We start from the raw sequence: 22,736 nt of genomic DNA on the forward strand, positions 1-22,736 counted from the left end.
AACCAACCCAACATCGTGAAAGCCTTGTTCGGCAAGCCAGAAGTCCGCTACGCAGCCGGCTAACCACGGCACCTTTGCCTTACGGGTCAATATGCGAGATCATCGACGGCCCGATCGACTACATCCTCGCCTCGGCTGAATGGTTCGACCACGACGGCCGGACCATCCTGTCACCGGCCGGCACCCTCCAGCTGGTCGAGGCCGCGTGCCGTGCCCATCCGACCCAGGTCCTCGCCCTCGTCATCGAGCAGGAAGCCCGGTCCCGCCACAAATGCAAGTTCGGCGATGACTACCGCGTCGGCCGCGACAGCCGGTCGACGACACCGGAATGGGAGTACGACTGGTACCGCCGCCACGACCGGCCCCGTCACGAACTACTGCGCCAGTGGTGCGGCCACCGGGCAGTCACCCACCACGAACGGTTTCTCGCCGCCGAAGCCGAAACTCACCGCCTCGACATCCTGGTAACCGACCTCCTCAAGGCCCTGGACAATCTTGGCGAACACGAACAGGCCGCCCGGTTCGCCGAGGAGCACGAACGCGACCGCATCACACCCCACATGATGCGCCCCGTCGTCGAACGCCCCCTACACCCCTCCGAGATACCGGTACGCGAGATCAAGGTCAGGCGCCGTTGGTGGTGAACACCCGTCGCACAAACGGTCCGATTTCAGGTGCTTCTCACCAAGCTTCGGTCCACCGGCGCCCAAAAGGCCGTCGTGGTGGCCGCCAGTGGATTCCAGAGCGGTGTCCTAGACCTAGCCAAGGCCCACGGCATCGCGTACGTACGGCTGGTCGACAACGGCTGGACGTACATCTCACGTCACACCGCTACGTCGCCCCACCCGCGCTCACCGGCGCGTACTCCGGCTACGACATGACGCCCGACGGCGAGGGAGACCACGAGTTCACCCTGTTGACCGGCAGCGCCGAGAACACACGCTCAGCGTTGATCCAACGGCCTAACCCTGTCTGGCGATGCCATCGCCACTTCTTCGCGAGCCGATCCCATCCGCCGGGCGATGGCACCGAGCCAAACAGCCGGCGTCCGGGCAATCACGCCCAGACTCTGGCCTCCCTGGCAAAGCACGGCCAGGGCCGCGTGCCGGCAGCGAACTCACCGCTGAGCATCGCGGCGACCTGCCGGCTCCAGGTGCGGAGATCAATCAGCTCGAGCATCAGCTCCGCGATTGCGGCGAAGTTCAGGGACGTCGACCAGAGCCGGCCGCCCGACCGTACGGCGACGTTCAACAACGGCTTCGAGGGATCTTCGGTGCCGTCGAGACGTTGCAGCCAGGACGCTTCGACGCCGGCCTTGGCCAACGAGTCGATGATCTTGTTCGGGTTCATGCAGACGGCGAAGAACATGCCGTCGGCGATGAGGCTGGCCGCGACCTCGGCCTCGATCGGGTAGATCGCCCAGGGTGGACGCACGAGGGTACGACCGGCTTGGTCGATGCTCAGCAGCGTCAGCGTGTGCCCGGGGTTGTCGGCGCCGATGCGACGACGGACCCGGGCGAGTTCGGCGCCGAAACGAGTGCCGAACTCCTCAGCGGTGTACCGGCCGGAGGCGGTGAACTGACTGGCCGCCACGACCGCGCGGCCGGACGAGACCACACCTCCGGCGATACCCGTCCGCGCATGTGCCAAGCCGAGGATGTCACGCAGGCCCGCCAGGTCGGTGCGGTAGTCGATGGTGGTGCGCACTGGTGCGTAGCCGCTGGGCAACTTGCCGGTCTCGTCGGCGAGGACCTGCGAGGTGTCGGCCAGCAGCCGCTCCTGGGCAGGGACCCGATACCGCTGGTTGGTCTTGATCTCGCGGAGCCAGGCCCAGCCGTCACGGTCGAGGACGGTGACGTCGCCGACACGGATGACGTTGGTCAGGTCGTGGTGCAGCACGAACTCATGGTTCTCGCGCCACGCGGTCTCGATGACCTCGAGCTCTGCGGCCAGGCCGGTCTTGCCGCACATCGGGCCGGGAGCGTCGGCGCGCGACAGCGCCACGATGATGTTGCGCTGGTAGCCAAAGACTTTCCAGGCGAGTGCGTCCGCGATCGACTTGAGCTGGCGCCAGATCCGCTCGTAGACGTCGCTCTCCAATACCCAGGATCCCCGGTCGGTGCGGTCGAGGGCTGTGCCGAGTTCGGGCGCGTCAGTGGTGAGGTTGCGGTGCCTATCCAGTCGTTTGATCTGCTGGCTGATCGCGGCGCGACGCTGCTCGGTGTCGAGGACCATGCCGCGGAGCCGACTCTGGAAGTGGTACAACTCCTCGGCAGAGCGGCAGGCGCGTAATGCCTGGATCAGATCGATCAAGGCGCGCAGGGTCTGCTGGTGCGCCGGATGCGTCAGGATGAGGTCGATCTGATCGCCGTCTGCACGATCCATCAACGTGGCGCGCACCGTGCCTCCTGCACTGCCGACGGGTTGGCATTCGCATCATCCGGACAGCTCACCGTATCGGCAAACGAGTTCGCCGCTACATCGCGTCGGCGGCACTGTGCCCGCGTCGGAAGCGACCTGTGGCCAGTGACACCACGGCGATGTGCAGAAGAGCGCCGACAGTGGGGAGCCTCTAGCGCCGCTATTGACGTCCGATGCGTCGCGGTGCGGCATTGCGCGGTCGTCGCCTCTTCCCTATAGGTGCTCGGGGAGCCGCGAGGGGGCTGACAAGGGCATCAGGTCGCCCACGCCCTCGGCCGACAGCACGTCGCTACGTCTCTGCTCATCAACGCTGACGAGCCGAGGGATCAGCCAGCCGAGGGTTGCCGATGGGTCGTCGTGAAAGGACGTGGTCGCGGCGAACGGGCCGGCCGGGATTCAGACATCGCACGTACCCTGCCCATGGTTGCCGGTAGCAGCTACCACAACCGCTGGGCACAGCAACACGGAACTGTCGTACCCGGCACCGAGCATGTACCTGTGCCTCTTCTCGCGATGGTCGATGGCGTACGGACGGTCAGCACGTTGCTGTCCGACGAGCGATGGCAGTCGCTACGGACTGACGTTCGAGCGGGCCGGTGTTCCGTGCGGCTGCCGTACTGCGGTGCTGTGGCGTACCTGCGCACGAGTAAGCGCGGTGTGCGGCATTTTGCGCACAGGGCAGCGAGTGACTGCGCGAGCCATCCAGCCGAGACCGGTCAGCACCTGCACGCCAAGAACATCATCGTGCAGGCCGTTCGGGCAGCCGGATGGGACGCCGAACCGGAGGCGCGTGGACAAGGTTGGGTCGCCGACGTTTTGGCCACCGGAGGGACCAGCAAGTTCGCATTCGAAGTCCAATGGAGCGCGCAGACCCGGGACCAGTTCGAACACCGTCAGCATCGGTATGCCGCCGACCGTGTCCACGGCGTGTGGTTTACCCGGTACGAGCGCAGCGTCCCGCTTCCACGTCGCGACCTGCCCGTGTTTCACACCGCCTTCGCTGCCGACAGTGTCACCACGGTCGTCAACGGCACCGCGATGCCGTTGGCCGACGTCGTCATCGGTCTACTCACCGGCCGGATCGATTTCCGTGACCACGTGGCGACCGGCCAGCCGGCCATCACGCAGGTGTCCTGTTTCGAGTACCCCTGCTATCGGTGCGGCGGGGTCTCGCTGTTCTGGGAGGTCGATCGGGAGATCATCGACGGACCGTGCGGGACGAGAGCCGAGATCCGCCACGCGTTGATCTGGGCACAGGACCGCCCGGAAGCCCGGCCCGACGTGCGTCGCCGCGTGGCGGTGGAGGCGGATCGTCTGGGCGTGCCGCTCGCCAATATCGGATCCCGCTACAGCGCTACCGCCAGAGGTTCCTACACCGCCTTCAGTTGCCCTTCCTGCAACGCCTTGTTTGGAGACTGGTACCTGCGGGAGTACGTGATGGAAGCCCGAGCCGAGGACGCGATCCTCCTCGTCACGTTTCCGGGCGGCGGCGACCGGATCGAACATCCACACTGGTGCCGCGATGCCGGGCAGGGCCAGTGCGTTGACCGTGAACGGCGGCTGCCCTAACCGGCGGGCCTGATCTCGTCCCAGCGACGGACCGTCATCGATGACCACTCGATCGACGATCGAGTGGCTGGTGACGATCCGCCCGGTGTGCCGTGCTTGGTTCCCGCTGTGCTGCAACGGTCGTCGACATCCGATCACCCACGGATCACCACGCGATCGCCGCCGACGCTGTCGCACGAGATTAATCGTCTACCGCACCAGTTTGAGGACCGGTCGTTGGTCGGCTACGCCCAGCAACATTCTCACCCAGGGCAGCGGCCACGCGAGCTCTTCGGCGAGCACCTGCATCGTCAGGCCGTTGCCGGTAGCCAGGTCGAAAGCTCGGCTGAGCATAGCCGGCTGCTCACCCGGATAGGCAGCCGCGGGTTCGGCACGGAAGCCTGGCTGATCGACCAAGAGGTGCAGTCTTTGGTGTGCACGGCTGGAGGCGGAGTCGGACAGCAGCCCCAGCTCGCGGCATCGGTACAGCAGCGATTTGACCGAGACTCCCCACTCGCGTTGAAGCTCGACGAGTTTGCCGAGGTCGGCGCGGCCGGGGAGGGCGGGCAGGATGCTGTTGCGGGGCGTGAGGAACTCGGCCGCGAAGGTGTCGGCCTCACGTTCCTGTTGGATGTCACCGGGCGCGGTGTCGCCATGGAGTACGAGGTGGCCGAGTTCGTGGGCGGCACTGAAACGATGGCGGTAGACGTTGTTTGCGCGATTCGGGGTTAAGACCGCAATCGGCCGGGGGAGGCGTGAGGTGGAGAAGGCGTCGACGGTGGTGGCGTCGTCGTCAGCCGGTGGAGTGACGGTGACGATGCCGTGGGCTTCCATCCGACGGACGAGGTGACTGATCGGCCCGTTGCCGAGTTTCCAGTGGGCGCGTAGCGCTTGGGCCGCGGCGGCTGGATCGCGGGGAAGTTCGGTCCCGGAGTGCACCTCGCCGCCGGCGAAGCCGGGTAGGTCGATCCAGGGAAGCTGGACTCGCTTCTCCAGCGCGTAGGTCAGTTCCCACACCAGTTCAGTGAAGGAGATCGCCTTCGCTCGCTGATATGCCCGCGTCGCTCGCAAGCTGCGGAAGTGAGCCATAGATGCGTCGAGGCGGGCATGGGGGCGGCCTCTGAGGAAGAACGGCGGGGGCACGCTGAGGACTGCGGCGAGTGGCCCGATCAACTCGGGTCGGGGTTTGGTTAGTCCGAGCTCGTACTGTCCGATGGCCGCTGCCGTGATGCCGATCCGGTCGGCGAGTGCCTTCTTGGTCATGGCTGCGAGTTGCCGGGCCTGGGTCAGCCGGCCGGGGTCAAATCCGTCGGCGATGGCGGCGGGCGTTGCCGTCCCACCAGCGGCAACAATCGGTGTGATGAGTCGGAGTTGTTCGTGCTTACGCATCGCGGTCGTTCGCGGAGGGCTTTCCCGGCTCCGGCTCCCGCTCAGCCGTCGGCGCCTCTACCGGACGCGAGTGCGTCGGGAAGTCGAGCGCGGGCAGGTCACCCTCGTCGAAGGCTCGCCCCGAGCCTCCAACCTTCGCCAGCCCCGAGAACGCGCCGGTCGAGCCTTCCGGCGTGGCGCCCTTAGCCGCTGGCAGCTCCTCCGGCTGGCCGACAAGCCAGGCGATCGTGCCGTCGGACTGCATGAGGCCCTCACCCCACCAGGACTTCAGCAGGCCGGCATCGGCGTGAGCAACGTAGGGCACGTAGATGATCTTGGTGGCGGGGCTCAGGTGAACAAGTTCGTTGACCACTGCGACCGGGTCGAAGTCGAAGTCCTCGACCAGAAGGCTCAGCAGGTCATCCGGCGGCTGCGCTGCGGAAAGCGCAAGCGACAGGTTCAGGCCGATCTTCGTCGCCAAGCGGGCCTGCTTCACCGGCACGTTCAGGTTGTCGGCGAGCTTGAAGGGCAGCAACAGCCGCTCTCGGACGACCATCAGGTTGTACGAGGCATTCGGCGGCCGGAACTTGTACGCCCCCTCAAGGCCTACAAGTTGCTCCTCCAGAGACTTGTACGTTGCCGGCCACATACCGCCGTACGGCTGCTTGGACGGTAGACCCGACATCTCCTGGATCAACACAGCCCGCTGCTGCGCGTGGTGCAGCCCTTCCACAAGGCCACGCCGCACCACCTCAGCGTCCTGCCCGAAGTGTGACCGCGCCCAGGCCGAGACCGGCGATTCCTCGCTCAACTAGCCCTCCAGAGAGACTGACACTTCAGATCCAGCCAGGACTCTAGCGCATCCGCTTTATTTTTGTGCATGACATGCCCACCGTGCGGTTCCCTCGCTGCAGCACTCACCGAAGGGCGCTCGTCGGCTGGGGTAAGCACCCCGGGCCGACGAGGGCTGAAATACCGGCTCACTCACGAAGGCCGCCACCTGTCGGCTCCGCCTGAAAGTTCAGCCGGCGTTGACACCACCGACCGGGCGGCGTGGATCCGCATCCGATGGGCCCCCGCCACCACCCGTCCGCACGCGGGTTGGATCCGCGCATACGGGGGCGAGGTCATCGACTACAGCCTCCTGGGCCGGGCTGCCCCACTCCCCGACGGGCCTCGGGCGTTGAGATACTTGCCTCTGTGTTTCCTTCCGGGCCTGCGTTCCGTTTCCCGCCGAGCTGGGTCGATGAGCTGCACGACGCGGTTGGTTGGTGGACCCGTTCTGATGGCCAGCCGTGGGGCCGAGCCGGCGCTGTAGCTCTGCCGCTCGCACTCTCGGAGGTTCGAAGCTGGATCACCGGGCCGTTCAGCGGTGAGCGGAAGCAACCGTGGAGGTCGGCGATGGAAGACCTCCGCCTTGCCGCCGGCAGGTGCGGCCAGCATCTGCGGACGGAACTGGGCCAAGATCTCCTCGATGTGGACGACCAGGCCCGACGGCTCATCGCGATCGTCTCGCAGAAGGGAAAAGTCGACGGCGCGGTGGGCGGGTGGTTGGCGGGGGTGCCGGCGCCAAAGGTGACGGTAGAGAAGCTGCTGGCCCGGCTTACGGAGCCGGCGGTAGCTGTGGCGGCCTGGCGCGACCTGGTGGACGCCTGCCGGACGAGCGGAATCTCCGCCGACGACCTCGGCAGCCGCCGCGACTTGTTCCGCTCACTGCTGTCCAATGCCGAGATCAGCCTCCGCATCACCGGGCGGATCCTGACCGGCGTACTACACGACAGCGCCGCCTTCGTGACCGAGGCCCGTGTTCACATCGGTGATCTCGATCGGGACGACGTGGCGACGTGGCCAGGTCTTGATGAGGCGGCCGGGCTGGACGAAGCCGCGCGACTCGCACTGTGTGAGCAACTGATCGCCCACCGTGCGCAGGGCGGCCACCACGTCGTATGGTTCGCGTTCGGCCAGGCCCACATCGGCACCTCGTACTTCGCCGTGGGTCCGGTCACCTTCTACTGCGCGCCGATGATGCAGGCCATGATCGGCATGAGCGGGCCAGGAAAGGAGTGGGTGCCTGCCGAGCTCCGGCGCACCGACGGGTGGCTGAGGCCTGAGGACATCCCCGCCGACGACGGTCTCGTCTTCGCCCGTGTCGATCTGGGTCATGGGCGCTTCGCTGATCCGATCCGCCGCGCCACGGACCTCGCCCACGCGACCGTTGCGGTCGCGAAGTTCGACACCGGTACCCACAACTGGACTCCGTGGAGCGGTTACATCCACGCAGTCGATGGCCGTGTTACCGGCATGCCCCTGCTTTCTGCACCGAAGCGGGAGCCTGAGGTGGTGCCGCATGAAGATCCGACCGGTGATGTGCTGGAGGATCTCTCCGTCACGCTGGGGGCGCGGCTCTCGCCGGTGCCGGAAGAGTTGCACGAGGTGATCAACCTGGTGCGGTGGTGGCAGGAGGCTGGGGAGCAGTCGAACCTACCCCGCGTCGTTCTCGACGTACGCGTCGTGGAGTGGGTCGCTTCCCTTGTCGGCGGTGGCAAGTGGTACGAGTTCCTCACATGCACATGGAAGCAGCAGTGGATCAGAAGCCGGATTCGGGCTCACCTATTCAATACGTGTATCGAAGCTGCCGGTGAGCCGTACGCCGTCGCGCCCGAGCACCGCGCGCAGATGACCAGCCTCCGCGGCAAGCTCCAAGTGCACCGTGGTCGAGGTGCCTACACCAGTCACCTGGACCACGCCTTGGCGGCCCTGCCCGCCCTCCGATCGATGCACCCGGTTCACACTCGAACCAGTCGCCGGTTGACCACCCTCGCCGACCGGCTGGCAACAACCGCGACACTGGAGAAGTGGTGCAGCCAGTTGGAGGTGGACTGGACCTCGCAGGTCGATCGCCTCCAGCGGCTGCGGAACGCGCTCGCCCATGGTGGCCCAGCCTCGTCGGATGCCGTGGACACTGTCGCGTCGTTCGGGCGCGATCTGGCACGGGTGACGCTCCGGGTCACCCTGACAGGTCTTCTCGACGGCCGTGGCTCGGTGATCGCCCACAAAGAGATCAAGACTGCGGCCGACGCCTGGCGCGCCGGCATACCGCTCGCGCCTGACGTCGCCACCGCGTTGTTCGCCTAGCTAGACACCTGGCTCTGCGTCGGCGGCCCTATGTCGCGCTGGATCATCTTCGGGCCCGCCTCGGCTGGCGGGCAAACGGCCGTGGGCCGCAGATCGCGCAACTTGACCTGTAACGAAGAGCGGGTGGTGATGTCGCCGGGGGCTCGCATATCGTGTCCGAGATGCCTGCCGGCGATGGGAGCATGCTGGCGTCGCCACTATGGCGGGGCGGGGAGCCATCATCCCTCTGACTCGTACGAGTCCCCCGCCGCAAACTGCGTTCTGCGCCCTCAAAGTGGTTGACTGCTTCGAGGCTTCGAGAGGAGATGCGGTTGATCCCCTACACCCATATCCAGCTTGATCCAGCTTTTCCGCAGAATGCACCGTTCTGGATGCCGGCGGAAGACGAAATCCATGAAGAGGGCATCGGATTCTTCCAAGGCGTATGGGCGATATTCGATGTGCCGTTCTCGGAAGCGGCCCATGTGGTAGCCGACGAACGGGCTGCGGCAACTGCAGTCGACGCCGCGGCGAACGATGCTACGACGTTCGAGTATTTCGCCCGGTTGATCGAAGCACACAACCCTGATTTCCCGTCCGAGGATCCCGAGGATGAGGCAGGCATGGCCGCGCTTGCCAAACATGGTGACGTCGACGCGGTCAGTCTGTGTCACCTTGAACTTGGGGTCGCCGGGCTAACGTATGCATTGGCGGCGATCGGGTGCGTGCCGGCTGCCAGTTGCCGCAGCCACGCCGAGCGATCCTGGGCCGAGCGGCCGGTGGTTGTGGCCGCCATCGACCGAGCGCACGCGGACTGGTTGCAGCCGCTGGTCGAGAGCACGTCCTGCGGATTCGACCTCGATGACCTGCGTCCGCAGTTTCTGACTATCCATGCGCGGTCGATCAAGGAGATGATGGACTTGGCCGCGGCGATTCTGGCCAAGGCTGAACACGATCCGCCACCGCCTCTGTGCTGGGGGCCGTCCTCGAATGATGAACAACCCGTGGAGGATCGCGTCGAAGTGGACGGGCAGCAGTCACTGTTCAACTGCTGAGCCTTTGGCGAGTCATTAGACGCTTCTTCCTGGCAGCCCTGCCCGTCGTAGCCTTGGGGAGGTTCTTGGCCGCTCGGATCACCGGGTCGCCAGCAGGACTGCGACGACCTGCTGAGAAGTGGCCGGAAGCCGGCCCGGTTTTGGTCTGCCTTGGGAAGGCTTCTTCAGGCTCCATGTGGCGGCCGGGCGGTCGGCCATGCCGATCACTATCCTGGTGGCATGGGGCAGGCGGGCTCTGGTAGCGGCACTGACGCTCGGGGTTGGGTCTCGACCCGGGCCGGCGCACATCTGCGCGGGCGCCGGGTACGCGACACAGGACCAGAGATCGCCCTCCGCAGCGCCGTGCACGCCCTCGGGATGCGTTTCCGGCTACAGCGACAGGTTGTCGGCCGCTGCAAACCTGACCTCGTGTTCATGGGGCGACGCTTGGCAGTGTTCGTTGACGGCTGCTTCTGGCACGGTTGTCCCCAGCACGGACCGCAGGCCTTCCGAGGACCGAATGCGGATCGCTGGCGTCAGAAACTGCGTGACAACCAGGAGCGGGACCGCCGCAACGATGCTGCCCTGGCCGATGCGGGGTGGCGCGTGGTGCGACTGTGGGAGTGTGAGATCAAAGCTGATGTGATGGCTGCGGCCCGACAGGTGCAGCGGGCTTTCCAGAGCTGACGAAGCGCGCGCCGAAGTGGCAGTTGTTGCGAAGGGGGCACGTTCGACAGAGTTGCCTGCTGGGCTCAGTCCGGCAAACGGTAGCTCCCAGTAGTCGCACGGCCGCCATGCGCGATGCTGCGTGCACCCCGGACCCGACGAGCAGCGCAAGGTCGAGCCTGCCGGCGGTGAGTCGGTTCGTCGTGTGTGAGTCGCTGCCGACCACTCGTGCTGCCACGCGGGTCGCCGTCTGGTTGGGTACCAGGCGGTCTTCGCCGAGGAGTAGCCGGAAGAGGTCTGTCTCGGCTGCCCGCAGTCCGAGTTTGATCTCCAGATGGTCGGGGTCGTGAGCGATGTCGGGGTCGTCCAGCAGCGGGGCGAGCCGCTCAACGGCGTTACGAAGCCTTGACGTGGTTCTACCGTCAAGAACGCGTTCCAGCAGTTGCCGCGTCAGGGGAGCTGTGTCTCGTAAGGGTTCCAGTGTGGCGCCCAGTCCAGGCTGACCACCGATCATCGCCACCAGCGCCGCCAGGGCCGGTGGGCGACCCTGCGAAGGCAGCAGGTACCAGTGATCGCCCAGACGCTGTCGGGTGGCGTGCTGAGCGAGAATTTTGCGGACCGTACCCCACTCGCGGTGCTCGTCGTCTGACGGTTCCTCTTGAGCCATGAGCGCCAGCGCGGCGGCCTCACCGAGCATCGGTGGTACGGCGTTGCCGATCTGCCGGAAGGCGTCACTGCGGGTTCCGGCGAAACGGAAGCTGTCGGGGAACGTCTGGATGCGTGCTGCCTCACGGACGGTGAGGGTGCGGTGCTCCTCCGGGTGGATGTACCAGTAGCCATCCTTGGCGATGTGCGCGGTGATCGACCGACTCCGGTCGTCCCAGTCCAGGCGCTTGTACTTGTCATCAAAGGTGTCGGCGGTGTACCGACGCAGGCTCGGGTCGATGGCGGAGTAGAGGGTTTTCGACGTCATCAGCGCGAAGACTTTGCGGTCGTCATCCCGGACGGGGCGGGTCATGTGATCGAACACGAGCCCGTTCTCAGCATTGCGTCGCATGCGCTGGGCGAATGGGCTCAGATGCTCTGACCTGTGCTCCATCCGGCGTCCGCCAGTGCCCAACTGTAGCCGCGGCAGGTCATGGATGGCCTCTCGCAGAGTCGTGAAGTGCTCGGCCTCCTCCGGCCAGGTGAACGCCCCATCGTCTCGGCGGGCGAGCAGGATCAGCCGCTGGCGGTGTTGGGGAACTCCGTGGCGCCACGCGTCGACCAGCCGGACCTGCGTGCGGTAACCGGCCTGCTCCAACGTTGCGACAATGGTTCGCACCACGAACATCTCATCGCCAAGTGCCATGTCCGGCACGTTCTCCATCAGCACCGCTCGTGGGCGGACCTTGAGAACGACGTCGACGAAGGCACGCCACAGTTCCTTGCGGTGGTCTTTTTCGTCTCTTTTGCCCGCTTCGACCAGGCTGCGAATCTTGCTACGCCCCGCCCGGCTGAACGGCTGGCAGGGCGGCCCTCCGGCCACGAGGTCAATGTTGACCTTTCGGAGGAGTCGCACGAGACCTGCCCGGGCGACGTCATCGCCGAGATCGACGTCCAGAGCCAGCCCTGGAAAGTTCGCCCGATGAGTGTCCAGTGCCTTGCGGTCGTGGTCCACGGCGGCGGCGACGGTCCACCCTGCGTCGGTCAGGCCCTGACTCAATCCGCCGGCCCCGGAGAACAGGTCGACCGCGAGGCGCCCGCCCGCAGCCAGCCGTTGTTCACACCACTGCGGGAATGACTCCAGGCTGCAGCTGTCCTCGCGAGGGAGGAGTCGAAGGTCGTCGCTCCGCTGCAGCTTCACACCGTAGGTGGCCACCCGGACGCCGTCCCCCCAATCGGTACCTCACGCAGATTTCGGTCGCACGTGTGTATGAACGACCGGTCAGGCACACTGTACGACGATGATCGCTTTTCGTCACGTCGCAGCGCTGCGCTGTCCGGGTCGTCCTCGTCGGCGCCCGCCGGTCTCGCCGGTCTCGCCACTGTAGGCGGTCCGTCCGCCGGCACGCCCGGTGCCCCCAACCTCACCAGGTCGCGGTGATCTCGCCCCGTTCGTGGGACGGAGAACGTCGGAGAGAGGTCGTATGCTGGCGCCCTGTAACACGAGTGAAGGGCACCGATGACGGTCGAGCCGCGCGCACTGCACGCACCCCCCAACGCCGCTGCTCTGATCGAGTCCCTGCGCGCCCTGGGTTACCACCTACCGGACGCGATTGCCGACCTGGTCGACAACTCTGTGACCGCTGGCGCCCGCTCGGTCAGCGTGGAGTACAACGCCGATCGGGGAACCGGCTGGGTGGCTGTGGTCGATGACGGCAGGGGCATGACCGAGGAGCAGCTCCACCGGGCCATGCACCTAGGCGTGGATGGACCTCTGGCGCCGCGCCCACGCGGGGACCTGGGCCGTTTCGGCCTCGGGCTGAAGACCGCCTCGTTCTCGCAGGCCCGCAGGCTCACCGTTCTCACGCGCACGGCCGCCGGCGCCATGGCTGCCCGCACCTGGGATCTGGGATTCGTTGCTGAGCGGGGCGACTGGTACGTCCTCGACTGGGTTGATGACGAGGCGCTACGCATAGCAGAGCAACTCGGGATGGCGTCCCCGGGGACGATGGTGCTGTGGCGCGACCTCGACCGCTGTGGTTACGGGAGTCAGCTGACCGACGGCATGGCCGGCGTGCGCGACCACCTGGCGGCGGTGTTCGGTCGCTTCCTGCGCGACGGACGCCTCCGCCTGACCGTCGGTGGCCAACGGGTGCGGGGTTGGGACCCCTTTCTGACGGCGCACCCAGCGACCCAGGACCTCGGCTCCGCGCTGGTGGAGGGCGGGCTGTCGACCGCCGGCGTGACACCTTACGTCCTTCCGCACCCCTCCCGGCTTACCAACGTCGAGACCCTGGCAGCCACCGGTGCCTCGGGTTGGAGCTCGCACCAGGGTTTCTACGTCTACCGCAACAACCGTCTCCTCACGCTGGGAGGCTGGCTCGGACTCGCCGGCCTGCGCCGCACGCCGCAGTGCCAGCTCGCACGCATAGCGGTCGAGGTCACCAGCGACGACGACCACTACTGGCAGGTCGACATCCGTAAGGCCCGGGTCAGCCCGCCACCAGTACTACGCGACCGGCTACGCGAGATCGCGGTGCTCACACGTACGCGCTCCGAGCAGGTCTTCCGCCACCGTGGCACGTCGGTGGTTCCCGCCAGCCGGAGGGACAGCGGTGCACTGACCTTCGTCTGGCAACAGCGCAGCCGGCGGGGCCAGATCGGCTACCAGATCAACCGGGACCACCCAGTTGTCGCAGCCGCACTGGCAACCCAGGAAAAGGCGGCTGTAGAGGTGGCCCTACGACTGGTGGAGGAAGCACTGCCCGTCGGCCTGATCGCTACCGAGGTGACGGCCGCTCCCGACCGCGCGGCGCAGGCACCTCTCGACGGCGCTGGCCAAGACGAGGTGGCCGCACTCTTCCGCGCCGCGATCGCCGCGCTACCCCACGAACCGCACAGCCGGCAGGCTGTTGTCGCCGCCCTCCGGTCGACCGAGCCGTTCAATCGCTTCCCCGAGGCGCTCGACCGCGCCCTGGACGCCGAAGGAGCAGCAGGTGCACATTGATCCGTTCACGATGGCCCTCGACGTCGCCGAGAAGCTTCTATTGAGCCAGCCCCGTACCGATCGGACGATCGAGCGGATCCGCGAGGCGGCCGAGACCGCCGCGAAGCCTGCCAGCGTGATTGGTCCTGTCGATGTTGACCGGCTCGTCGAGGAGTTGGAGTCGCGATTCGACGTGTGGGTACCTCGCCCGGTAGCAGTGACCAATCCCGACGCCCACCAACCGTGGTACCCGGAGCGCCGGGAGAAGATCTCGTTCGACTACTGGAACCGCTACCGCACCTGGCTCGCGTCCCGTCGGAGCTGGAAACCCCAGCCGGTGGAGGCCCTGGACGAGGCGACCGATGTGATCCTCGACCGCTTGGAGGACCCAGAACGCGCCGGCCCGTGGGCCTTCTACGGGTTGGTCTACGGGCAGGTGCAGTCCGGCAAGACCGCTAACTACACCGGCACCATCTGCAAGGCTGTGGACGCCGGTTACCACGTGGTGATCGTGCTCGCCGGGCGACACGAGAGCCTGCGCACCCAGACCCAGGCACGGCTGGATCTGGAGTTCCTCGGGTTCAACACCAGGGTCACCCGCACCCGGGGTGAGGGTGCGGGACTCGGAGACATCGGCGTGGGCACCCTAGGCCTCCGCCATCCCGTGCAGTGCTTCCCACTGACGACCACCGAGTCGGACTTCAAGAAGGCAGTGGCTCAGAGCACCGCCGTCGACCTGCGCAAGAACCGCGTTCTGATCGTTGTCAAGAAGTACAAGAGCATCCTGGAGAACCTGACCGGCTGGTTGGCCAACTTCAACAAGGACGGCGCCTTGGCCGACCTGCCGCTGTTGCTCATCGACGATGAGGCCGACGACGCATCGATCGATACGCGCAAGACTCCTGACAAGAAGACGCACAGCGACCCCGAGCACGACCCCACCGCGATCAACGCCGCCATCCGTGACCTGCTCGGCCTGTTCGACAAGAGGGCCTACCTCGCCTATACGGCCACCCCATTCGGCAACATCTTCATCCCGCACGACACCGACCATCCGGAGCACGGTCCCGATCTGTTTCCGCGCCACCTGGTCCTCGCACTGCGACCGCCGACGAACTACTGCGGCCCGGAGACCGTCTTCGGGCTCGAGGACGCCACCGCCGACGAGGTTCGTCAGCCCCTACCGATCATCAGCGTCGTCGACGACCACGAAACGTGGATGCCTGACAAGCACAAGGGCGGACACCGGCCACCGGCCCGGCTGCCTGCCTCACTGGTAAACGCGATCGACGCCTTCGTGCTGGCCACCGCGGTGCGTAAGGTCCGTGCCGCCCGACCGGGCGGGCGGCCCGACCACAACTCCATGCTCATCCATGTCACCAGGTTCACCGACATCCAGACCGCTGTCGTCAACCAGGTCCGTCAGCACCTCGCGCACATGCGCGACACGTGGGGGGACCACGGCACGGCCGGTGCGGCGCTGCGACGACGCCTGTCCAAGCTTTGGAAGCAGGACTTCGTTCCCGTGCACCTCGACCTCGCCGCCCGCGATAACCTAGGCGACGCAGTGGGCGACCCGGTGGTCCTCAAGGAGGTGCAGGAGATCCTGCCCGAGGTGCTCGCCGAGGCGGCGGGCAACGTGAAGGCGATCAACGGCACCGCGCAGGACGTACTCGAGTACGGGTCCACGCCGGTGACTGTCGTTGCCGTCGGGGGCGACAAACTGTCCCGGGGTCTCACGCTGGAGGGGTTGACGGTCTCCTACTACCTGCGCGCGTCCAAGGCCTATGACACGCTGCTGCAGATGGGCCGCTGGTTCGGCTATCGGCCCGGCTACCTGGACGTCACCCGCCTGTACACGACCCAGGAACTGGTCGACTACTACGTCCACATCACCCGCGCCAACCGCAACCTCATGGACGTGGTCGCCACCGTGGCGGAGAACGGCGACACCCCCAGGGACGTCGGACTCAAGATCGAAGATGGATACGGTCAACTCCAGGTCACCGCCGCGGCCAAGCGACGATCTGCCACCACGCTGTCCTTCACCTTCTCCGGTGAGCGACCCGAAACACTCGTCATGCTCTCCGACCCGGTCACCAAGGCAGCCAACAAGACGGTGTTCGACCGGCTGGTCGAGAACACCCTCAACTGTCTCGAGCTTCCGGTCGAACGACGCCCCCGCGGTCAACGAGGCTACTTCCGCTCCGAGGTGCCCGCTGCCGTCGTCAAGGACTTCCTGAACGACTTCCGGGCGTCGCCCCGGAACGTCCAGGCCACCCCGAAGGTCCTCGTCGAGTACATCGAGGCCCAGGAGAGCAAGGGTGAGCTGACCCGGTGGATCGTCGCGATCGTCGCCGGCAAGGCAGACACCATCGACACCATCGACGGCGTCGAGCTACGGCGCATCACCCGGAAGAACACCACCAACAGCGACCCCGCTAGGTGCAGGGAGCACGAGGTCGGCGTGTTGGTCAGCCCCACCGACGAGGCGATCGGATTCGACGGCGAGCAGCTCGCCGTCGCGAAGAAACGTACTCAGGCACTCGCCGGAGACCAGACCACGGTGAAACGCCCCAGTGGACAGGTACTGCGCAGGATGCGGGACCCCGCCGAGGGCCTGCTCGTGGTCTATCGCGTCGACCCGGGTACCAACCACGACGACGACCTCCTGATTGGGTTCGCGGTTCCGTTCCCGCGGTCCGACAACGCCAAGCGCCTGCAGTACAAGGTCAACAACGTGTTCATCGAGAACCTCGCCAAGAGCCTCCGCGCCGAGGAACTGGGCCAGTCCGAGGACGATCTCGAGTGACCGCACCCACCGTTGACGAGATCGCTCGCCTATTCGCCCAAATGGAACTCGCGCCCCCCGACCAACCCGGCGTCCTGCGGCGCCGACTGCGTGCCGATCTGCGTCATCTCGACATCCACGTCGAGGTCGCGCTGCCCGAACGGACGCGAGCGCTGGTCGTCACCGCCGCTGACGCCGTTGACGACCAGCAGCTACTGAACACCGCTGGGCTCAGGTGCAGCACCCAGGGAGGAACCGTCCGGGTGCAGGCCGAGCCGACCGTCGAGGCCGAGCTGTTCTGCACTCTGGTGGCCGACCTCGTCCACCACGCAGGTACCGCCGCCGTCCAGCCGACAGCGGCGCTGATACACCGCATTCGGTGCTGGCAGAAGATGCTGGCGGCCGGACTTAACACCGGCCTCTCGGCGCAGGCTCAGCTGGGCCTTTTCGGCGAACTCGTCGCCCTTCGCGAGATCGCCCTGCCCGCTTGGGGGCCGGCGGCCCTGCAGGCGTGGGTGGGGCCGACGGGCGCCCCACAGGACTTCCGGCACGGCCGCGCCGCGCTGGAGGTCAAGTGTGTGTCGTACCGCGATCCGGAACACTGCCGGATTAGCAACGAACGCCAACTCGACAGCGCCGATATCGACCTCCTGTGCCTGGTACACCAGAGCGTGCGCTCCGGCTTCGACGGGGGCGTCACCCTGCCCGAGATCATCGATGCTGTGCGTGCCGACCCTGCCTTGGCCGGGTACCGGTTGTTGCTGGAGGAACGCCTGCTGCACGCCGGTTGGCTCGATGTGCACCGCCACCAGTACGAGCGTGAGCGCTACGGTCTCACGGCGCGACGTTGCTACCAAGTGGTTCCAGGCTTTCCACGCCTGACCTCCCGCGATGTTCCCACCGGGGTCCGCTCGGTGAGCTACTCGGTGGAACTCGACCAATGCGCCCCGTTCCTCCTCACCGAGCGCGACCTGGCACAGCTGCTGCGTCAGCACACCCCTGAGGAGGTGCCGTGACCGGCAACACGCACCTTGCGGACTTCGCCGAGGACCTTCGGGTCGAGGTCAACCAGCGGCTGGCCCTCGAACCCGAGAGCATGAACGGTGACATGTTCGTACGCGTGGTTGGCGAGCGACTGATGGCCGACGGCGCACTGGAGGATCTGCACGTCTGCTACTTGCGGCAGACGGGCCGCCCGTCGCTCGAGATCGCCGGGTACCACATCGGCCAGGATGGCTCGGTTCTCGATCTGGTGACCAGGGCGACCGATCGGGGAGCCACGACAGTCACCAGAAGCCAGGTCGATCAGCTCTTCCGCCGTGCTGCCGCGTTCGCCGAGGCCTGCCGCGACGGCCTGCACCGGCGGATGGAGGAGTCCTCACCCGCGTACGACATGGCGCAGAGGATCCACGCCGAGTGGCAACAGCTTCGTAAAGTTCGGATACTGCTCGTCACCGACGGGCGCACCACGCTCGACCGCCTCGATGCGGGAACAGTAGCTGGACTACCCGCCACGTACGACGTCTGGGACATTACCCGGCTGCACCGGCTGGCAACCTCGGGACGTGTGCAGGAGGAAATCGTCATCGACCTTGAGGCGATGGGCGAGGTGGTGCCGGTACTGGAGTCACCGAAGCAGTCTGATGGTTATCGGTGCCTGCTCGCCGTACTGCCAGGGCAGCTGCTGGCCGATCTCTACGAGCAACACAGCGGCCGACTGCTGCAGCGCAACGTCCGCGCCTACCTGCAGGCGCGCGGACGCGTGAACAAGGAGATCCACACGACCCTCCGTACGGCCCCCGGCCGCTTCTTGGCCTACAACAACGGCATTTCGGCCACCGCCACCGACGTCGCGGTCCGAACGGTCGACGGAGCCACCGTGCTCACACGGCTGCACGACTTGCAGATCGTCAACGGCGGTCAGACCACTGCTTCACTACACCACGCGGCCACGCTCAAGGCGGACCTGAGCGACGTCCACGTCATGGCGAAGATCACGGTTGTGCCGGCCGACATGCTCGACGAACTGGTGCCGCGTATATCGCGTTACGCCAACTCGCAGAACGCCATCCGGCCCGCGGATTTCGAGGCCAATGGTGCCTTCCACGTAGGTCTCGAACGCGTCTCCCGAGCGGTGTGGGCACCGGCGGTCGGAGGCTCCACCCGCCAGACCCGCTGGTACTACGAACGCGTCCGGGGCCAGTACCAGGTAGAGCGCAGCAGGCTGCGCGGAAGGGGCCAGCTGGGTAGGTTCGAGCAGGAGCATCCCCCGGCCCAGCGTTTCGGCAAGACCGACGCTGCCAAGTACGAGATGGCCTACTTACGGCAACCTCACACGGTCAGCCTCGGTGCCGAGAAGTGCTTCCACGAGTGGACCCTGCAGTGCAACCTCGACGAGCGGGACGAGCCGAGCGTCGGATACTTCCAACATCTCATCGCCAAGGGCATCCTCTTCCAACGGATCCGCTTGCGTGTCTTGGGTATGAAGCTGGGCGGTTACCCCGGTCAGACCGCCGCGTACGTCATGGCCCTCATCTTGGAGCGGCTCGGTGGGGGTATCGACCTGGACCTAGTGTGGCGCCTACAGGGTCTGCCTAGCTCGGTAGCCGCGGCGATCCCGAACGTCACCGAGCTCGTTCGCCAGGTCGTCATCGACCCACCCGACTCGGCGAACATCACAGAGTGGTGCAAGAAGGAGGCGTGTTGGCGCAGCGTCCAGCAGGTCGCGTGGAAGCCGCCACGCGACCTCGCCGCCCTAGCTGTGGCGCCATAGGCATCACTGGTCAGAGTCGAGCGAGCTGGGCAAGCCTGGGGGCTAACGAGGAAGTTGCATCGGCGCAGACTCGTCCTCGAAGAGGCCTACCTGCCGGTCGTGGCGGCTTGCTTGCCACCGCATCGGCTGCTCACCGGATAGTTCGTACGGGCAGCCAAGAAGGCCGCGCCGTGGCGCCGGCGCCACGAGCGGCGGGGCGCAGCGCCGCTGGGGGTGGCAAGCGCGGAGCGGAACCATCGCGGCGTCACGCTTGGCCAGGTGGGCCCGGCGGTGAGCCGGAGCAGTAGAGCGCGAGCCCGGATCGCCAGGGCGGCCTCGGCGGGGCCGGTGTCGTGGGCGAGTCCGTGCGCCACCATGTTGCGGACGTTGCAGGCGTCGTTTAGCAGGGCCGGCGCGAACGCACGGTCGCCACTGGATGGCCAGCCGCCGTTGCCGGTACGCCGGCGGACAACTCTGGGCGCCGTCGCGGACACACCGGTGCTCGACCGACTCGTCGGATGGTCTGCCGTACCGATGTGGTAGCCGACCTGCAGGAGCGGCACCCGCCTGTAGCCGTGCTGCTTCCTCACCAATCTCGACCGGTGCGAACCGGCCGTCGACCGGACCGCCATCGGGAACCAGACCTCCACCGCGGGCATCACCAGCCGCCGATCGTGAACCCGATCGCCGTCATCAGCCCACAGCCGGGATGAGGCTTGCGACTGCGGTGACCACGCCAGCGAGCCGAGCAAGGTGTTCCAGACCCTTCGGCCCTTTTCGATCGAGGGGCACCACGTCTGCCGCGCATGGTCATGCTCTTGTCCTCTCGGCGGAGCCGGCAGCGGCCCCGATGACGCCCGGGATCACCTCATCAGCAACCGCGTCGTACACGTTGCCTCGATAGACCTGCCTGTGGACAACTCGGCGGCCTGTGGATAACGCGGCGCTCAGGCGCATCTGTGGTAGGGCGGGTATGCCGGCCCACGGTGCGGGCGACGCGGGACGCATCCGACATCCGGTGGTCTTGGGTTCACGGCCGAGATCGACGAACATTGTTTCATCGACGCGTGGTGGGGAGGTATCCGATGGGCCGGTGGACCTTGGACGAGGTGGACCAGTGGTTGAGCTGGATACACCGCCATCACAACGAGTTCGACTATCGGTACGTCTACTTCGCGTACCTCGCGGCCGGTGTTTCCGTGTCGCGACAGGGCGAGATCACCATGACGGTGAATCCGGACGGTAGTTGCCTGCTTCAGGCAGGCGCTGATGATCGCGGGCTCTTGCTGGCGGACGGCCAGGAGCGCGAGCGGTTTACCGAGCATCTGCGGCGGCGGTACTGCGGCGACCGGTATCCGAGCATGCAGGCGTGGGAGGCGGCCCAGCACGAGGATTTCCTCGATGAGGTCCCTTGGCGGTTCGGTGGACGGTAACGCTGGTGCGGTTCCAGATGACCTCTGCTGGCCGTGAGTGATTGACAGGTGACGTGAATCTGATCCTCATGTTTGACTATGGGCATGGGGGCGGGGGAAGCGCGGTTGTCGATCGATTGTGGCAGTGCCGGCACCCAAGCCGTCCTGGCGTGGGCCGACGGCAGCGCGCACGTGTTGTCGTTCGACGGGGCTCCGCACCTGCCCAGCGCGCCGTACGTGCCCGCTAACGGGCAGGCGGCGCCGGCGGGGCAGCCCGCACGGGATCAGCATGGAGCGTTCATTCCGGGGCCGCGCCATCCGGTTGAGGATGCGACGGCGGGTGACGCTGGTGTGGATGCGCTGGAGGTGGCGGCGTCGCCGCTGCGCAGGGTCGCGGCTGAAGCCGAGCGGGTCGTTGGTCAGCCGGTGCGGGATGTGCGGGTGGTGGTGCCGGCGGGGTGGGGGCCTCGGCGGCGGACCTGGATGCGGCAGGTCGCGCACCGAGCGGGGTTGCCGCAGCCGCGTCTGGTGGAGGCCCCTGTGGCGGTCGCGGAGTATCTGCTGGCCACTGGTGTGCAGGTGCCGGTCGGTGCGTTCATTGTCGTGTGTGACGTTGGCGCGGGCGCGGAGGTGACGGTGCTCCGCCGAGGGCCGGCCGGGTTCGAGGTTCTCGCGACCCTCGCCGACTCGGCTGCTGGCGGCGCGGCAGTCGATCAAGGGCTCGCCGACGCCCTCATCGGCGCTTCGATGGGAGCGGGTGAGGGCGCGTCGCGCGCGTCGGTGACGGACAGCGTTCGGGTGGCCAAGGAAGCATTGGTGAGCCATCCGGCTGTCACGGTTCCGCTTCCGGACCGGCCACCGGTGGTCGCGAACAGCGCGATGCTCGACGAGGCCGTCCGGCCGGTGGCGTGGCGCGTTGCGCAGTTGACCCAGGAGGCGGTCGCCGCCGCTGAGCTGACTGTCGCCGACCTCGCTGGTGTCTACTGTGTTGGCGGCAGCGCCCAGTTGCCGCAGCTGGCGACGGTGATCGCTGAGCACACGGGTGCCATCCCCACGGTCATGCCCGAGCCCGGGTTGGTCGCGGTCCGGGGTGCCGCGGACGTCGGCGCCGTCGATGCCGGCGCGGTCGAGCGGGTGGAGGTGCCGGTGCCGCCCGTGCGTCGGGCGGCGGCGATTGCGGTGCCCGGCTTCGCGTCGTTGGCTCTGATCTGGCAGTGTCTCCTGACCGCTGAGCGGCACGGGACGCTCGGTGTGTACTACTCGGTGAGTGTGAACTGGGGCGAGTTCACGATGGCGGCCGTGATGGCCCTGCTGGCGTGCCTGGCCGCGGGCACGGTCCTCGGTTCGCTGATCGCCGCCCGCAGTCCCACCCCCGGCACCCGAACCGAAGGGGGAAGGGTCAGCGTCGGGATCCTCGCCGCGGTGTCCCTCGGCGCGGCGATCGCTGGCCTGTACGCGGTGGTCACCAGCCAATACTTCGGTATGCCCGTCGGCCCGTACCTGAAGTGGGCGCTGTGGCCGATCGCGCCGGTGTCGGTGATGGCCGTGGCGATGGCGATCGTCGCCGCCCGGCAGTGGCGTGCCCCGCACGGCGGCTGGTCGGCGTTGCTGGCCGCGCCGACCGGATCCATCGTCGCCGCCACGCTCGGGATGGGGTTGATCCAGTACTCCCTGACCGCCGACCGGTGGCCAGATCGGATCCTGTGGATCGACATCGCCGGCCGCGTCGGCGGTCTCTTCCTCGGCGTCGCCGTGGTCATGGCGGTGGTGACGCCCCTGATGTTCCGCCTCATCCTCGCCGCCCCGCTGGCGGTGATCTTCGCGGCGATCGTCAGTAGACGGGCCGCCGGGATGCTCGGCGTCATCTACGCCATCGCCGTCGCGACCTGGTGGGCTACTCGGCTCTGGAGCCGTGTCCTGCGCCCCGCCCCGCCGACTCCGACCGTACCGCCCACGGGCCCGCTTCGGGCGGACATGTCACCGGGTGGAGGCGGGTGAC

15 protein-coding genes are annotated in these 22,736 nt (G+C 66.9%); 11 read left to right on the plus strand and 4 right to left on the minus strand.

Annotated features, from left to right (window positions below; translation table 11 throughout):
* Positions 1 to 644: hypothetical protein (locus tag ACLQ24_RS17650; RefSeq protein ID WP_425892820.1), on the plus strand; the 644-nt coding region annotated here is incomplete at its 5' end.
* Between the two features lie 412 nt (positions 645 to 1,056).
* Here the strand turns inward: ACLQ24_RS17650 and ACLQ24_RS17655 are convergent.
* Positions 1,057 to 2,385, minus strand: a complete 1,329-nt coding sequence (locus tag ACLQ24_RS17655) for a hypothetical protein (protein ID WP_425892821.1) — start codon at positions 2,383 to 2,385, stop codon at positions 1,057 to 1,059.
* Positions 2,386 to 3,048: 663 nt separating this feature from the next.
* Here ACLQ24_RS17655 and ACLQ24_RS17660 point away from each other — a divergent pair.
* Complete coding sequence (locus tag ACLQ24_RS17660) at positions 3,049 to 3,990, plus strand: hypothetical protein (protein ID WP_425892822.1); 942 nt, start codon at positions 3,049 to 3,051, stop codon at positions 3,988 to 3,990.
* A 189-nt stretch (positions 3,991 to 4,179) separates the two neighbouring features.
* On the opposite strand, the gene ACLQ24_RS17665 is transcribed toward ACLQ24_RS17660, so the two are convergent.
* Together ACLQ24_RS17665 and ACLQ24_RS17670 are read right to left on the minus strand one after the other, a co-directional pair.
* A complete protein-coding gene (locus tag ACLQ24_RS17665; protein WP_425892823.1) occupies positions 4,180 to 5,358 on the minus strand; it encodes a helix-turn-helix domain-containing protein in 1,179 nt (392 codons plus the stop codon).
* Positions 5,351 to 6,148, minus strand: coding sequence for a hypothetical protein (locus ACLQ24_RS17670; RefSeq protein WP_425892824.1), 798 nt, complete (start codon positions 6,146 to 6,148; stop codon positions 5,351 to 5,353). Before ACLQ24_RS17670 ends, ACLQ24_RS17665 begins: the two co-directional genes overlap by 8 nt.
* Before the next feature lie 590 nt (positions 6,149 to 6,738).
* On the opposite strand from ACLQ24_RS17670, the gene ACLQ24_RS17675 reads away from it, so the two are divergent.
* The 3 genes from ACLQ24_RS17675 (at position 6,739) to ACLQ24_RS17685 (ending at position 10,172) form a co-directional block, all read left to right on the plus strand.
* Positions 6,739 to 8,472 (plus strand): hypothetical protein, encoded by a 1,734-nt coding sequence (locus tag ACLQ24_RS17675; protein ID WP_425892825.1) that lies wholly within the window; start codon positions 6,739 to 6,741, stop codon positions 8,470 to 8,472.
* A gap of 311 nt (positions 8,473 to 8,783) precedes the next feature.
* Positions 8,784 to 9,506: a hypothetical protein gene (locus ACLQ24_RS17680; RefSeq protein ID WP_425892826.1), complete on the plus strand. Its 723-nt coding sequence runs from the start codon at positions 8,784 to 8,786 to the stop codon at positions 9,504 to 9,506.
* A 219-nt stretch (positions 9,507 to 9,725) separates the two neighbouring features.
* Entirely contained in the window at positions 9,726 to 10,172 is a 447-nt protein-coding gene (locus ACLQ24_RS17685) for a very short patch repair endonuclease (protein ID WP_425892827.1), read from the plus strand.
* Here the strand turns inward: ACLQ24_RS17685 and ACLQ24_RS17690 are convergent.
* Positions 10,117 to 12,012: a DNA cytosine methyltransferase gene (locus ACLQ24_RS17690; RefSeq protein WP_425892828.1), complete on the minus strand. Its 1,896-nt coding sequence runs from the start codon at positions 12,010 to 12,012 to the stop codon at positions 10,117 to 10,119. The genes ACLQ24_RS17685 and ACLQ24_RS17690 overlap by 56 nt on opposite strands.
* A gap of 303 nt (positions 12,013 to 12,315) precedes the next feature.
* Between ACLQ24_RS17690 and ACLQ24_RS17695 the strand changes: the two genes are divergently transcribed.
* The 6 genes from ACLQ24_RS17695 (at position 12,316) to ACLQ24_RS17720 (ending at position 22,735) form a co-directional block, all read left to right on the plus strand.
* The gene (locus ACLQ24_RS17695) at positions 12,316 to 13,803 is read left to right on the plus strand and encodes an ATP-binding protein (RefSeq protein ID WP_425892829.1); all 1,488 of its coding nucleotides are present in this window, start codon (positions 12,316 to 12,318) and stop codon (positions 13,801 to 13,803) included.
* Entirely contained in the window at positions 13,793 to 16,594 is a 2,802-nt protein-coding gene (locus ACLQ24_RS17700; protein ID WP_425892830.1) for a Z1 domain-containing protein, read from the plus strand. Before ACLQ24_RS17695 ends, ACLQ24_RS17700 begins: the two co-directional genes overlap by 11 nt.
* Positions 16,591 to 17,589, plus strand: a complete 999-nt coding sequence (locus ACLQ24_RS17705; RefSeq protein WP_425892831.1) for a PD-(D/E)XK motif protein — start codon at positions 16,591 to 16,593, stop codon at positions 17,587 to 17,589. Before ACLQ24_RS17700 ends, ACLQ24_RS17705 begins: the two co-directional genes overlap by 4 nt.
* Positions 17,590 to 17,711: 122 nt before the next feature.
* The gene (locus ACLQ24_RS17710; protein WP_425892832.1) at positions 17,712 to 19,346 is read left to right on the plus strand and encodes an AIPR family protein; all 1,635 of its coding nucleotides are present in this window, start codon (positions 17,712 to 17,714) and stop codon (positions 19,344 to 19,346) included.
* 1,064 nt (positions 19,347 to 20,410) lie between these two features.
* On the plus strand, positions 20,411 to 20,758 hold the full coding sequence (locus ACLQ24_RS17715) for a hypothetical protein (RefSeq protein ID WP_425892833.1): 348 nt from the start codon (positions 20,411 to 20,413) through the stop codon (positions 20,756 to 20,758).
* Positions 20,759 to 21,088: 330 nt separating this feature from the next.
* Entirely contained in the window at positions 21,089 to 22,735 is a 1,647-nt protein-coding gene (locus ACLQ24_RS17720; protein ID WP_425892834.1) for an Hsp70 family protein, read from the plus strand.
* The last annotated feature ends 1 nt before the right edge of the window (position 22,736 follow it).

Source organism: Micromonospora sp. DT4, from assembly GCF_049841675.1.
In the GTDB taxonomy this organism is placed as follows: domain Bacteria; phylum Actinomycetota; class Actinomycetes; order Mycobacteriales; family Micromonosporaceae; genus Micromonospora.

Coding starts and splice junctions, on each gene's coding strand:
- ACLQ24_RS17675 (WP_425892825.1), top strand. CDS start 6,739: ATGGAAGACCTCCGCCTTGCCGCCGGCAGGTGCGGCCAGCATCTGCGG.
- ACLQ24_RS17655 (WP_425892821.1), bottom strand. CDS start 2,385: ATGGATCGTGCAGACGGCGATCAGATCGACCTCATCCTGACGCATCCG.
- ACLQ24_RS17665 (WP_425892823.1), bottom strand. CDS start 5,358: ATGCGTAAGCACGAACAACTCCGACTCATCACACCGATTGTTGCCGCT.
- ACLQ24_RS17710 (WP_425892832.1), top strand. CDS start 17,712: ATGGCCGACGGCGCACTGGAGGATCTGCACGTCTGCTACTTGCGGCAG.
- ACLQ24_RS17685 (WP_425892827.1), top strand. CDS start 9,726: ATGGGGCAGGCGGGCTCTGGTAGCGGCACTGACGCTCGGGGTTGGGTC.
- ACLQ24_RS17695 (WP_425892829.1), top strand. CDS start 12,316: ATGACGGTCGAGCCGCGCGCACTGCACGCACCCCCCAACGCCGCTGCT.
- ACLQ24_RS17715 (WP_425892833.1), top strand. CDS start 20,411: ATGGGCCGGTGGACCTTGGACGAGGTGGACCAGTGGTTGAGCTGGATA.